Origin of the sequence: Streptomyces sp. XM4193 (assembly GCF_023072595.1) — a bacterium.
Classification (GTDB): domain Bacteria; phylum Actinomycetota; class Actinomycetes; order Streptomycetales; family Streptomycetaceae; genus Streptomyces.
Map to the genome: position 1 here is coordinate 416876 of NZ_JALLGK010000004.1, position 13433 is coordinate 430308.

Here is a 13433-nt window from a genome sequence, read left to right on the forward strand (position 1 = left end):
CCGTGCGCTTCCGCCACCCGGACGGCTCGACCGTCCACCTCGCGTACTGCACCAACGTCCACCCGGCCGAAACGCTGGACGGTGTGATCGCCCAGCTCCGCGACCACGCCGAGCCGGTCCGCCGCCGGCTCGGCCGGGACCGGCTCGGCATCGGACTGTGGCTCGCCCATCCGGCGGCCGAGGCGCTCGTCGCCGATCGGCGACGGCTGGACCAGCTGCGCGGCGAACTCGACCGGCGCGGCCTCGAGGTCGTCACGCTCAACGGCTTCCCCTACCAGGGCTTCGGCGACGAACGCGTCAAGTACCGGGTGTACCGGCCGGACTGGACCGAACCCGAGCGCCTGCGGCACACCGTCCGCCTCGCCGAACTGCTGGCGGAGCTGCTGCCCGAGGACGTCACCGAGGGCACCGTCTCCACTCTGCCGCTCGCCTGGCGCACCGACTTCGACGCCGAACGCCTGGCCGTCGCCCACGGACAACTCCGCGCTCTCGCACAGGAGTTGGACGCGCTGGAGGCGCGCACCGGCCGCCGCATCCGGATCGGGCTGGAACCCGAACCGGGCTGCACCGTGGAGACCACCGCCCAGGCGGTGGCGGCGCTGCGGGCACCGGGTGCGCCGCCGGTCGACCGGGTCGGCATGTGTCTGGACACCTGCCATCTGGCCACCGCCTTCGAGGACCCCGCGGCAGCCGTCGCCCTGCTGGACGAGGCACGGGTGCCGGTCCACAAGGTGCAGCTCTCCGCGGCCCTCCACAGTGCCCGGCCGCACGAGCCGCACGAGCGCGCGGCGCTGGAGCGCTTCGTCGAACCGCGCTTCCTGCACCAGACCCGCGTCGCCGCGCCGGGGGGCGTGCGCGGCGCAGACGACCTCGACCTGGCGCTGGCCGGCGAGCACGCGCTGGCGACCGACGGTCCCTGGCGGGTCCACCTCCACGTGCCGCTGCACGCGGAGCTGGAGCCGCCGCTGACCTCCACCCTCCAGGTGCTGCGCGAGACGCTCGGCCACCTCCTGGGCGGCCCGCGCGCCCGCACCCACCACCTGGAGGTGGAGACCTACACCTGGCAGGCGCTCCCGGAGGGCCTGCGCCCCACCGACGCCGACGAGCTGGCCGACGGCATCGCCGCCGAACTCGTCGTCGCCCGCGACCTGTTGACCGACCTCGGACTCAAGGAGCAGCCGTGACCACACCCCGAGTCCAGCCACTGCTGGTCCTCGACGTCGTCGGGCTCACCCCGGCGCTGCTGACCCACATGCCGCGGCTGCGGGCCCTCGCCTCCGGCGGCACCTCGGCGCCGCTGCGCACCATCCTGCCCGCGGTCACCTGCGCCGCCCAGTCCACCTTCCTGACCGGAAAGCTCCCGACCGACCACGGCATCGTCGGCAACGGCTGGTACTTCCGCGAGCTCGGCGACGTACTGCTGTGGCGCCAGCACAACGCGCTCGTCGGCGGCGACAAGATCTGGCACACCGCCCGCGAACGCCGCCCCGGCTACACCGTCGCCAACGTCTGCTGGTGGTACGCGATGGGCGCGGACACCGACTGGACGGTCACCCCGCGCCCCATCTACTACGCCGACGGGCGCAAGGAGCCCGACTGCTACACCCGCCCGCCCGAGCTGCACGACGAACTGGTCGACAAGCTCGGCGAGTTCCCGCTCTTCACCTTCTGGGGACCGCGGGCCGGACTGACCTCCTCGCAGTGGATCATCGACGCCACCCGCCATCTGCTGCACACCCGCAGGCCCGACCTGACCCTGGCCTACGTACCGCACCTGGACTACGACCTCCAGCGCTACGGCCCCGACGACCCCCGTTCGCACGCCGCCGCGCGCGAGATCGACACCGCGCTCGGCCCACTGCTCGACGACGCGCGCGAGCTGGGCCGCCGGGTGGTGGTGCTCTCGGAGTACGGCATCACCGCCGTCGACCGGCCGGTGGACATCAACCGGGCGCTGCGCCGGGCCGGACTCGTCGAGGTGCACACCCAGGACGGCATGGAGTACCTGGACCCCGCCACCTCGCGGGCGTTCGCCGTCGCGGACCACCAGCTGGCGCACGTCTACGTGCGCGACCCCGCCGACCGGGCCACCGTCCGCGAGGTGCTCGAAGAGCTCCCCGGAGTCGCCGAACTCCTCGACGAGACCGGCAAGAAGGACCACGGCCTGGACCACCCGCGGGCGGGCGAGTTCGTCGCCGTCGCCGAACCCCGCTCCTGGTTCACCTACTACTACTGGCTCGACGACGAACGGGCCCCGGACTTCGCCCGGTTGGTGGAGATCCACCGCAAGCCCGGCTACGACCCGGTCGAACTCTTCATGGACCCGCAGGACCCGTACGTCAAGGTGCGGGCGGCCACCGCGCTCGCCCGCAAGAAGATCGGGATGCGCTACCGGATGGCCGTCGTGCCGCTCGACCCCTCACCCATCCGCGGCAGCCACGGCCGTCTGCCGGACCGGGAGGAGGACGGACCGATGCTCATCTGCTCCGAACCCGAAGCGCTGGACGGCGTCCTGGACGAGGGCGGCGGCGTACCCGCGACCTCGGTGAAGGACCTGCTGCTCGACCTCTCCGCACCGGACTAGCGCGCCCGTGGGCGCCCCGGCTCCGCTCGGGGCCCACGACCCGCGCCCGTTCGCACCGCGCCTGCGGCGCCTCCCCGACGCCGTGGCGTTCCGCACAACCCACCGCCGCACCCTCCCCTGCCCGAAACCGCCTCCCCACCCGGCCCGCACCCCCGTCCCCACCCACCCGCCGCACCACCCCCGCGCGACCCACCCGCCGCGCACCACCCACCGCACGACAGCCGCACCGTCCACCTGCCGCACCGTCCACCTTCCGCACCACCCACCGCACCCGCCAAGGAGACTCCGCCATGCACCGATCCTCCGACCGCTACGACAGCCTGCGCGCCGCACTGGACCGCCGCTCCTTCCTCGGTGTCGCGGCGGGCGCCGGCGCCGCCGCGCTGCTGGCCGGCGCGGCAAGCCCCGCCCAGGCGAGCGGGTTCGGCAGACAGCGCCTGCTTCCCAAGGGGCGTCTGGGCATCCAGCTCTACACCCTGCGGGACCAGGTCCAGGAACTGGGCTTCGGCCCGGTCTTCGAGGAACTCGCCCGCCACGGCTACGACGAGGTCGAGTTCGCCGGCTACACCCAGGGGACCGGCGACATCTCGATCCGGCAGCTCAAGCGGCTGCTCCGCGAGAACGGTCTGCGCGCCATCGGCAGCCACGTCGGCTACCACGCCGACGGCGGCGACCCGAACGCGTACACCTTCGCCACCCAGTTGGAGAAGGTGCTGGACGACGCCGCCGAACTGGGCGTTCCCTACATCGGCACGCCCAACAACCCCAACCGCTACGGCGACACCGTCGACGGCTGGAAGCGCGCCGCCGAGGAGTTCAACGTCTACGGAGCCGCCGCCCGCAAGCGGGGCCTCGCCTTCTACCAGCACAACCACAGCGAGGAGTTCAGCTTCGCCCTGGACGCACCCGACGTCCGCCTCTACGACCTGCTGATGGCCGAGACCGACCCGAAGCTGGTCAAGCTGGAGCTCGACATCTACTGGGCCTTCGTCGCCCAGCACCGCTTCAGCAAGCGCCCCGACGGGACCCCGGACCCGCTGGACCCGCTGAAGTACGTGCTGGCCGACCCCGACCGCTTCCCGCTCTTCCACGTCAAGGACGGCGAGCACGACGAGGCGCTGCCCGAGGGCTACGAGCAGACGGACGTCGGCTACGGCGACCTGGACTACGTCGAGTTCATCTCGGCCGTCGCCAGGGGCCGTCGCCGCCGCTACCACCACTGGCTCGTCGAGCGCGACGACGCTCCCGACCCGAACACCAACCCCGCCGGCTCCCTGAGCACCGCCCGACGCTCGGCCGAGTACCTGCGCTCCCTGCGCTGCCGCCCCGGCCACTGATCCGGCCACCGGCGCGCGAGCGCCGCTGACGGACACCGCACCCGGGCGGTGGGGCGCCTCCTGCGGGCAGCCCTGCCGCTCGGGTTGCGGTGCCGCCACGTTTCCGCAACGCCGTCCCCGTCCCGTCCCGTCCTGCCCCGTCCCGCTCGGTCGGTGCTGCGCGGACCGGTGCTGTGAAGCGTGGGGGAGACCGGCTGAGGACGGGCCGGTGAACGGATCCCGCCCGTCATTTCCGGCGAATCGGAATCCGTGCAACGAATCCACCGGCAATGGAGGTGAGAAGCACTCCGGGGGCTTGGTATTGTTGTCCCCGTCGCCGCGGCCCAGGCCGCGACGCTCACCGGTCCGGGTGGCGGAATGGCAGACGCGCTAGCTTGAGGTGCTAGTGCCCTTTATCGGGCGTGGGGGTTCAAGTCCCCCCTCGGACACAGCGAAGGACCTCCATCTCGGTGGGGGTCCTGTTTCGTTGTTGTACGACCTGTAAGGGCCGGCCGGACACGCGCCGGAACGGAACGCGTCCGGCGCGCGTCCGTACGCCGTGCCCGCCTCGGCCGCACCAGGGAAGTGGTCACCGCCATGAGACGCCGCCGTCGCAGTGCGCCCCCGCCCGCGCCGCTGGAGCAGCGGCACGGCATCGACCCGGTGCGGCTGAGGCTGCCGCCCGACCCCGAGCGCCGCTGGGCGACGGTGGTGGACCATCTGCGCGAGCGGTACGCCGAGTTCGCCGGCGCCGACGAGTTCGACCGGATGGTCGAGCGGGGCCGCTTCGTCACCGCGAGCGGGTCGATCGAGGCCCGCACCCGGTACGAGCCGGGCCTGTACGTCTGGTTCCACCGTGACTTCGCGCCCGAGGAAGCGGTGCCGTTCCCGGTTGGCGTGGTCCATCGCGACGAGCGGATCGTCGTCGCCGACAAACCGCACTTCCTCGCCACCACCCCCCGCGGCAGCCACATCACCGAGACCGCTCTGGCCCGGCTGCGCCGCGAACTCTCGCTGCCCGAACTCCAGCCGGCCCACCGCCTCGACCGGCTCACCGCCGGCCTGGTGCTCTTCGTCGTCCGCCCCGCCGACCGGGGCGCCTACCAGTCGCTCTTCCAGGACCGCAGGGTCCGCAAGGAGTACGTGGCCGTCGCCCGCCACGATCCGGCGCTGACGTTCCCGAGAACCGTCCGCAACCGCATCGAGAAGGTTCCGGGCAGACTCGCCGCGGTGGAGCTCCCGGGCGAGCCCAACAGCGAGAGCCGCATCGAACTCCTCGGCCACCGCGACGGCTTGGCCGGCTACCGGCTGCTGCCCACCACCGGCCGTACCCATCAGCTGCGGCTGCACATGAGCGGCCTCGGCCTGCCCCTGCTGCACGACCCGCTCTTCCCCGACGACCACCGCCCGGACGCCCACCACCCCGCCCCGCACCTCGCCGACTCGGAGCGCCCCGACCCGCACCGCCCCGCCCCGCACCGCCCCGACTCGGCAACCGCGCCGCCGGGGCCCGACGCGGTGCGTCACGGTGTCGACGACTGGGACCGCCCGCTCCAACTCCTCGCCCGCGCACTGGAGTTCACCGACCCCGTGACCGGTGAGGAGATCCGGTGCACCAGCCGGCTCCGTCTCAGCCACTGGCCACTGCCCGGCTGACCCCGGCCGCCCGTCCCGGCCCTGCCCGCGCCCGCACGCCGGTACGGTCCGTGCGCCCCCGTACGCACCGCCGGTCCCGTACGCACCGCCGGTCCCGTACGCACCGCCGGTCCCGTACGCACCGCCGGTCCCGTACGCGCCGCCGGCCCCCGCCCGCCCCGTGCGCGCCCACCACGCCACTCGTGGCACACGCCGAGCGGCCCCGGGCTCGGTGGGAGTCCGGGGCCGCTCGGAAACGAGAGCAGAGGGTGAGCTCTACTTGCCTTCCGGCATCTCGTCCTTCTTCACCATGGTCGGGACGCAGGTCGGCAGCGGTGCGTCGTTCTGCACCCAGCGGGCGGCGACCCAGCCGGAGCGGTTGGCGAGCTTGAACCACAGGCGGTTGCCCTGGACGTTCTCGGTGGCGGCCTGGCAGCGGAGCTGGACGCGCGCGCCGTAGGCGTAGGAGCCGAGGTTGGCGGAGGTCGTCGTCGGGTAGGCGCGGATGATCACGCCGGTACGGGCGATCACGGTCCCTCCGACGGCGCGGACCTGCTCGGCCTGCGGTGCGGGGGCCTTGTCGGCACCGTGGGTGTTGGCCACGGCCGGCACCGAACCCATCAGACCCGCGGCGAGCGCACCCGCGGCCAGTCCGGCGGCGATCTTCCGATTGAGCTGCATAGCTCTGTCTCCTTGTGAGCGTGCGAAGGAACGACGATCGGGAGCCGCCGCCGACGCGGCGAGGCGCGTCTCCCGCAGACGACAATGCGGCTCCGGTCCGCAGAAGGTGTCGCGCCATTCCGTCAAGTCACCCGAAATAGGCACTTTCACTGGCGAATGGAGTGAAGCAGTGTTGACGCCGGTGTCTCGACGCCGTGAGCAGGCTCGAGTTGGGGCCCGTGCTCTGCCGCGCGGACTCGCGAGGGTTCGACTCGTCGGCAGCGAGGTCCACTGCTCGGGCACGGAGGCCGTGACGAGCGCACCCACCCTTCCGGTGGGTCCGAGGTTGCAACCGCGTCGTCGGCACCTCGTTCCGAAGCGCCGTCACTCTCCGGCCGGAGCCGCATGCGATGACGATGTGTCAGGTGATGCGAAGTCAGATTCACGGGACTTCTGTTGTGGCGTCAGATGCGATCAAATCCCCCTGTAATACACGCAGTTGGCGATGAGGAGTGTCACGTTCCGATCACTGTGAGATTGTGAGTGTTCATCATGGGCAATGTTTGATCGCTTGGCCCCGCAGCTTGATCACTCTGGAGATCCCGCATGGAGAACGACCTCGTCATGAACGACGCCTCAGGTCCGGCGTTCGACGAGACACAGGTTCCGCTGTACTACTCGCGCAAGACCAAGGACATCCTCCACAAGTACGGCCCCGGCCCCCGCGTCCACTTCCACCTGGGACTCTTCGGCAAGGACGAGGCGCCGAACACCACCGTCGCGCAGGACGTGCTGCGCCGCCGCATCACCGACTCGCAGGAGAGAGTGCTCACGCACGCCGCGCAGCAGTGGCGCGTCGACCACCGGCCGAGCGGGGAGATCCTGGACATCGGCTGTGGGCTGGGCGGAGGTTCGATCTTCTGGGCGCAGAAGCACGGCGCCTCCGTGCAGGGGCTGACGGTGGCCGAGGACCACATACCCGTCATCGACGACCTCGCACGTCAGGCCGGGGTCTCCGACCGGGTGCGGGCACGCGCCCAGGATGTGCACGAACTCGACGAGGAGGCCCGCTACGACGGCGCCGTCGCCATCGAGAGCTCCGGCTACATGGACCGCGAACGGTTGTTCGCGGTGGCCGCGAAGGCGCTGCGTCCGGGCGGCTGGTTCGGCATCCAGGAGCACTTCATCTGCCGTCCCGAGTGGACCGAGTTCATCGACGCCTACTACAAGACGCGGCTCGGCACCCTCACCGAGTACATCCAGTCCGCCCGCCAGGCCGGCCTCGAACTGGAGCAGGACGAGGACATCACCGACGGCGTCGCCGAGTTCTGGGTCCAGTCGATGGCCTGGAGCACCGCGGAGCTGGAGCGGGCGGAGCGCACCGGCGAGCCCTCGCCGATCAAGCGCGAGAGGCTGACGGAGTCCGCGCTCACCCACGGCAAGCTCTTCCGGATCTGGCGCGACCACGCGGTCGAGACCCGGCTGCTGCTCTTCCGCAAGGGGAGCTGAACATGCCCGCGCCCACCGGCCGTGAACCGGCCATCGGCTGGCGGTTGCCACCGTTCTACTGTCCCGACGAGCGCGGCGAACTGCTGCACCCCGAAGTGGAGAAGATCGAACAGCGGGCGCTGGCCTGGGTCGACGAGTTCGACGTCTACCCGAACGCGACCGAGCGCGCCTGGGGCCTGGCCTGCAACGCGGTCGACTACAGCTGTCGGATGGCGCCGCGGGGCGACCAGGACATCCTGCTCCTGTTCATCCTCTGGAACTACTGGGCCACCGCCCTCGACGACTGGCACGACAGCGGCGACGAGGGCACCGGCGCGGCCGACATCACCGACCACAGCGCCCGGCTGATCCGTGCCATCGAAGCCCCGGGCTCCTCGATGCTGCCGCAGTCGCGTCTGACCGCCTCCCTGGACGACCTGGTGCGGCGCAGCAGGCAGCTGCTCTCGCCGTACCAGCTGCGGAGGTTCGGCGAGGGCGCCAGGGACTGGCTGCTGGGAGCGTCCTGGCAGACCGCCAACACCGAGCGCGGTGTGATGCCCGCCCTCAACGACTTCGCGGGCATGCGCGGTTCGGTCAACGGCACGCGCTTCACGATGACGTTCGTCGAGGCGGCGGAGGGAATCCACCTCGCGCCGGACGTGCTGTACTCGGCGCCGGTACAGGCGCTCACCGACGCCGCGGGCTTCGTGGTGAGCTGCGACAACGACCTGTTCTCGTTCGCCAAGGAGGACCACCTCGAGGTCCCCGACCAGAACCTGGTCAATGTGCTCGTGCACGCGCGCGGCGGAACCCCGGCGGACGTGCTGCCGGAAGCGGTGGCGCTGCGCGACCGGGCGATGTCGCTCTTCCTGCGGTTGCGCGCACGGCTGAACGAGGAGGGCGACGCCGAACTCCGGCGCTACACCAGCGCGTTGGGTTACTACATCACCGGCTTCATCGAGGGCGAGCGCACCGCACCGCGGTACGCCAGCCCCCGCAACCGGCACCCCCTGCCGGTGCCGGGCGCGGCGTTCGAGATCAGCTATCGGGACACCCCGAGCGACCCGGACCCCGGGCCGCCGCCGATTCCGTCGATCGCGTGGTGGTGGGACCAGCTGGCCGCCTGAGCGGAGGCCGCACGCACCGCACAACGGAGCGGCGGCCGACCGTTCACCGGTCGGCCGCCGCTCCTGGCGAAACCTCTTCAGCGCCTCACTTGCCGCCGAACAGCCGCAGCCACAAAGGGCGTTGCTCCTTGCGCCGGTCCGGCTCGGGGGCGGGCCCCGAAGCGGGATTGGGCGGCGGCAGGGGGTTGGAGGACGTCGCCTGATGCGGCGTCCTGGCGGCCCGGTCCGGCTGTGCCGCGGGTGCCGGAGCGGGAGTGCTCGGCTCCGGCGCCGGCGACGAGGCGGCAGGCTTGCCGCGACGCTCCTGCGCAGGGGTGAACCGCACCGGCAGCTGCCGCAGATGACGGGACATCAGCGACGAGTCCCAGACGAGCTCGGTCTCGTTCACCCCCAGACCCAGATCGGGCAGCCGGGCGAGCAGCACGTCGATTCCGGTGTCCGCGATCGCCCGGCCGATGTCCTGACCGGGGCACTCGTGCGGCCCGCTGCTGAAGGCCAGGTGGGAGCGGTTGCCGTGCACCGGCTGGTGGAGGTCCGGGCGGATCTCCGGGTCGGTGTTCCCGGCGGCGAGCCCCAGCAGCAGCAGATCACCGGTCTTGATCTGCTGACCGCCGAGCGTGGTGTCGCCGGTGGCCCAGCGCCCGAGCACGGTCGACAGCGGCGGTGCGTCCCACAGCACCTGCTCCAGCGCGTCCGGCAGCGTCATGTGACCGCCGGACAGGCTGGCCCGGAAGCGCCGGTCGGTGAGGACCATGAGCAGCGTGTTGACGATCAGGTTGGCGGTCGTCTCGTACGCGGCGATCAGGACGAGCCGCAGATGCTCGGTGACCTCGTCCGTGCTGAGCGCCGACTCGTGCTCGATCAGCCAGCTGGCGAAGTCGTGGCCCGGCTGGGTCTGCTTGCGCTCCACCAGCTGCCGCAGCGCGGTGGTGACGTAGTCGTTGCTCTCCACCGCCGTCTCGGTGCCCTTTATGAGGTCACGGGCCGCCTGCACCAGCCGCGGGCCGTACTCCTCGGGCATGCCCATGAGCTGGGTCATCACCAGCATCGGCAGATGCTCGGCGAACTCGGCGACCAGTTCGGCCTCACCGGCGTCCGCGAAGCGGTCCACCAACTGGTGGGCGAAGCGCGTGACATAGCGCCGCACGCCCCTGCGGTCGAACCGCGCCAGCGAACCGGTGACGGCCGCGCGCAGCCGCTCGTGCTGGGAGCCGTCGACGAAGTGGCACACCGGCTGCCACGCCGTCATCGGCGTCAGCGGGTGGTCCGGCGGCACCAGGCCCTCCTGGGCGGCCCGCCAGTGGCGGGAGTCCCGGGAGAAGCGCGAGGGCGTACGGGCGGCGTCGAGGTTCTCCCGGTGGCCCAGCACCAGCCAGGCCGGCAGGTCGCCGTGCACGAGCACGGGCGCGACCTGGCCGTGCTCGGCGCGCAGCTCGTCGTACAGGGCGCTCGGATCGCCCTCCGCCTCCGGGCCGTAGAGCCTGCGCAGCTGCCCCTGGCCCAGCTGGTGGGCGGGGCAGCCCGGCGGCGGGGCCGAGCTGTGCGAGGGGGTGCTCACGAGACCTCCCGGGTGGCGGCGAGCGAGTGGAGATAGCGCATCAGAGAGATGAGCACGTCACGGCTGGAGGCCCGGTCGCGCGCGTCGCAGGCGACGATCGGCACGCTGCCGGGCAGGTCCAGCGCGGCGCGCAGCTCGTCCAGCGGGTAACCGGGCGCGTCGGGGAAGGAGTTGACCGCCACCAGGAACGGGACGCCCCGCTCCTCGAGCCGGCCGATGACGTCGAAGCTCACCTCCAGACGGCGGGTGTCGATCAGCACGACGGCGCCGAGCGCACCGTCGAACAGTCCGTTCCACAGGAACCAGAACCGCTGCTGACCGGGGGTGCCGAAGAGGTAGAGGACCAACTCCTCGTTGAGAGATATTCGACCGAAGTCCATCGCGACGGTGGTGGAGGTCTTGCGCTCCACCCCCACGGTGTCGTCGACGCCGACCCCGGCCTGGGTCATCGTCTCCTCGGTCGTCAGCGGACGGATCTCGCTGACCGAGCCGACCAGCGTGGTCTTGCCCACGCCGAAGCCGCCCACCACCACCACTTTGACCGCGGCGGTGGCCGTCTCCGGCAGTGCGTCCTCGCTCCGCGGCCCGGCGACCGTCTCAGAGCCTTTGAAGTCCATGGATCACTGCCTCAATCAGTGCGGTGTCGGGGAGTTGAGCCGCGGCCACCGGCGCGCGCGAATGCATCTTGCCGGAGGCGAGGAGGTCGTCGACCAACACGGTGACGACGCTCATCGGCAGTTCGAGATAGGCGGAGACCTCCGCCACCGAAAGTGGCGAGTGGCACATCCGCAGGATGGACGCCGCTTCCGGCTGCATGCCGGCTGTCGGTCCGGACCTGGCCACGATCAGGGTGACCAGGTCGAGCGAGCTGTCCGCGGTGGAGGCGCTACGCCCTCCGGTGATGACGTAAAGCCTCTCGGGCGATCCCTCGTCCCATTCCTGGTCACCCTCTCTCATTCGACCGGTCCGTCATTGCGTGGGGGAGTGCTGAGGTGTTGACCGATCCTGGCGACGAGGTCCCGCATCCGGGCTCCGATCAACCCGGCGTCCACGCCCTCGTCGGCGAGTACGGCGAGATAGGCGCCCGAGCCCGCGGCCATCAGATAGAAGAAGCCGCCGTCCAGCTCGATGACGACCATCCGCATCTGCCCGTCGCTGCGCGGGAGTTCGGCCGCCACCGCGCCCGCCAGGCTCTGCAGTCCGGCGCAGGCCGCGGCGAGGCGGTCGGCGGTGTCGTCGTCCGAGCCGTGCGCGCCCATGCGCAGTCCGTCGGCCGATAGCACCACCACATGTCGGGTCTGCGGCACACTGTCGGCGAGGTCCTTGAGCATCCAGTCCAGGTTGGGCCGCTGCTGAATCATGGCTGCTCACTCTTTTCCGAAGACGCTTCACGGTTACTTGTGGCGGGGGAGGACGAGCCGGCGCCTTCGCCGGTCACGCCGCTCTGGAACGCGGCCATCCACATCCCGGGCTCCACGGGCGGCTGCTCGCTCTTCGCCTCGTCCGGGGCCGGTTCGTGGTTCGCCGGGGTTGTCACGCGGTTGCGTCGCTTGCGCTGCGGTAGCCCGCTGAGCGTGCGCTCGGTGACTTCGGGGATGCTCTCGGGGCCACCGCCGGATCGGTCCAGCGGGGCGACGGCGCGGAGCGTGGGCTCGGCCGCGGGTTGTTCGGTCACGGCGGATTTCTCCGGGACCCTGCGGGGGCTGGTCGGGCGCGGCCCGGACGAGGCACCGATACCGTGCGCCCTGCCGGTGGCCGGCGCGGTGGTGATCAGCTCCTGCGGAACGATCAGGACCGCGCGCACACCGCCGTAGGCGGAGGTGCGCAGCGACACCTGGAACCCGTACGCCTGGGCCAGCCGGCCCACCACCGCGAGGCCGAGTCGGGGGGTCTCGCCGAGGTCGTTGACGTCCAGGCCGGCCTGGGCCTGCTGGAGCATCCGCTCGGCGCGGGCACGGGCCTCCTCGCTGAGGCTGACACCGCCGTCCTCGATCTCGATGGCGATGCCGGACTGGACGTCCACGGCGGTGAGATGGACCTGGGTCTGCGGGGGAGAGTAACGCGTGGCGTTGTCCAGCAGCTCCGCGAGCGCGTGGATCAGCGGCTCCACCGCGGGACCGACGACCGCGACCTCGGAGACCGAGTGCAGCTCGACCCGCTGGTAGTCGATGATCCGCGACATGCCACCGCGCAGCACGCTGAACAGCGGCACGGGACGGCTCCACTGACGGCCCGGACGGGCGCCACCGAGCACGGCGATGCTGTCCGCCAGGCGTCCGATCAGCGCGGTGCCGTGGTCCAGCCGCAGCAGGTCACCGAAGACCGCCGGGCTCTGGCCGTGCCGGTCCTCCATCCCGCGCAGCTCACTGGCCTGCTGGTGGACGATGGCCTGGACGCGGCGGGAGATGTTCACGAAGGCGCGCTGTGCCGAGTCGCGCAGGTCCTCCTCGGCCGACACCGCGTCCACGACGGTCCGCAGCACCGCCTGGTGCGCGGCCCTGAACTCCGGGGTGAGCCCGGCGGGGGAGTCGTCGGAGAGGTCCTTGAGCACGTCCTCGGGGAAGTCGCCCTGGCGGAGCCTGCGGACGACGCCCGGCAGCTGCTGCTGCGCCAGGCGTGCGGTCTCGGCCTCCTGCCTGGCAAGAGCAGCGTTCCGCTCCTGGACCTCCGCACGCAGCGCCGCGGCCAATCGGCCCCGGCGCGCGGCTTCGGCGGCGGTCACCGCCACGGAGACGGTGGCCGCAAGGCCAATCCAGGCAATCGGCACTCGTGCGCCCGAGGAGACCAGGAAGGTCGCCGCGAGAGCGGCGACCGCGGTCACCGCGGTGGGTAGTACCCAGACGAGAGCCGAGGCGGGCCGGGAACCTCCGGGAGGCGATCCAGCACGACGAGTCATCAGCAGCCTCAACCAACAGAGAAATGTGGGACGACAGGCGAAAGGACAGCATCCGGGCACACCAAACGGACCGGCCGTGAACGCAACCCCCGATGCTGAACCGGAAGCAGCATAACTATGACGACACGTTTATTTACACCGGCTACCTGATCCGACGTCAGTTGATCTT

General features: G+C 71.4%; 12 protein-coding genes and 1 tRNA gene. 7 read left to right on the forward strand and 6 right to left on the reverse strand.

Going from position 1 to position 13433, the window contains the following annotated elements; genetic code table 11:
• The first annotated feature begins 2 nt into the window (after positions 1 to 2).
• The 5 genes from eboE (at position 3) to MTQ01_RS14830 (ending at position 5556) form a co-directional block, all read left to right on the forward strand.
• Positions 3 to 1184 carry a metabolite traffic protein EboE gene (gene eboE / locus MTQ01_RS14810; protein ID WP_247490521.1) on the forward strand — a complete coding sequence of 394 codons (1182 nt, stop codon included), beginning with the start codon at positions 3 to 5 and terminating at the stop codon, positions 1182 to 1184.
• Positions 1181 to 2584 (forward strand): alkaline phosphatase family protein, encoded by a 1404-nt coding sequence (locus MTQ01_RS14815; RefSeq protein WP_308294399.1) that lies wholly within the window; start codon positions 1181 to 1183, stop codon positions 2582 to 2584. The genes eboE and MTQ01_RS14815 overlap by 4 nt, the downstream gene beginning before the upstream one ends.
• Before the next feature lie 290 nt (positions 2585 to 2874).
• Positions 2875 to 3921, forward strand: a complete 1047-nt coding sequence (locus tag MTQ01_RS14820) for a sugar phosphate isomerase/epimerase (RefSeq protein ID WP_247490523.1) — start codon at positions 2875 to 2877, stop codon at positions 3919 to 3921.
• A 343-nt stretch (positions 3922 to 4264) separates the two neighbouring features.
• Positions 4265 to 4349: transfer RNA gene (locus tag MTQ01_RS14825), tRNA-Leu, on the forward strand.
• Positions 4350 to 4497: 148 nt separating this feature from the next.
• Positions 4498 to 5556 (forward strand): pseudouridine synthase, encoded by a 1059-nt coding sequence (locus MTQ01_RS14830; protein ID WP_247490526.1) that lies wholly within the window; start codon positions 4498 to 4500, stop codon positions 5554 to 5556.
• Between the two features lie 255 nt (positions 5557 to 5811).
• Here the strand turns inward: MTQ01_RS14830 and MTQ01_RS14835 are convergent, their stop codons facing one another.
• A complete protein-coding gene (locus MTQ01_RS14835; protein ID WP_247490528.1) occupies positions 5812 to 6216 on the reverse strand; it encodes an SH3 domain-containing protein in 405 nt (134 codons plus the stop codon).
• A 585-nt stretch (positions 6217 to 6801) separates the two neighbouring features.
• Here MTQ01_RS14835 and MTQ01_RS14840 point away from each other — a divergent pair.
• Both MTQ01_RS14840 and MTQ01_RS14845 read left to right on the forward strand, forming a co-directional pair.
• Positions 6802 to 7704, forward strand: a complete 903-nt coding sequence (locus MTQ01_RS14840; protein WP_247490530.1) for a cyclopropane-fatty-acyl-phospholipid synthase family protein — start codon at positions 6802 to 6804, stop codon at positions 7702 to 7704.
• A gap of 2 nt (positions 7705 to 7706) precedes the next feature.
• Positions 7707 to 8810 carry a terpene synthase family protein gene (locus tag MTQ01_RS14845; protein ID WP_247490531.1) on the forward strand — a complete coding sequence of 368 codons (1104 nt, stop codon included), beginning with the start codon at positions 7707 to 7709 and terminating at the stop codon, positions 8808 to 8810.
• Positions 8811 to 8895: 85 nt separating this feature from the next.
• On the opposite strand, the gene MTQ01_RS14850 is transcribed toward MTQ01_RS14845, so the two are convergent.
• Genes MTQ01_RS14850 through MTQ01_RS14870 form a run of 5 tightly spaced genes read right to left on the reverse strand, consistent with a single transcriptional unit; the run spans position 8896 to position 13264 of the window.
• Positions 8896 to 10368, reverse strand: a complete 1473-nt coding sequence (locus tag MTQ01_RS14850) for a cytochrome P450 (protein ID WP_247490533.1) — start codon at positions 10366 to 10368, stop codon at positions 8896 to 8898.
• On the reverse strand, positions 10365 to 10985 hold the full coding sequence (locus MTQ01_RS14855) for an ATP/GTP-binding protein (protein ID WP_211042688.1): 621 nt from the start codon (positions 10983 to 10985) through the stop codon (positions 10365 to 10367). Before MTQ01_RS14855 ends, MTQ01_RS14850 begins: the two co-directional genes overlap by 4 nt.
• Positions 10966 to 11325, reverse strand: a complete 360-nt coding sequence (locus tag MTQ01_RS14860) for a DUF742 domain-containing protein (RefSeq protein ID WP_247490535.1) — start codon at positions 11323 to 11325, stop codon at positions 10966 to 10968. The genes MTQ01_RS14855 and MTQ01_RS14860 overlap by 20 nt, the downstream gene beginning before the upstream one ends.
• Positions 11322 to 11729, reverse strand: a complete 408-nt coding sequence (locus MTQ01_RS14865) for a roadblock/LC7 domain-containing protein (RefSeq protein ID WP_211042699.1) — start codon at positions 11727 to 11729, stop codon at positions 11322 to 11324. Before MTQ01_RS14865 ends, MTQ01_RS14860 begins: the two co-directional genes overlap by 4 nt.
• Complete coding sequence (locus MTQ01_RS14870; RefSeq protein ID WP_247490541.1) at positions 11726 to 13264, reverse strand: ATP-binding protein; 1539 nt, start codon at positions 13262 to 13264, stop codon at positions 11726 to 11728. Before MTQ01_RS14870 ends, MTQ01_RS14865 begins: the two co-directional genes overlap by 4 nt.
• Positions 13265 to 13433 lie beyond the last annotated feature (169 nt).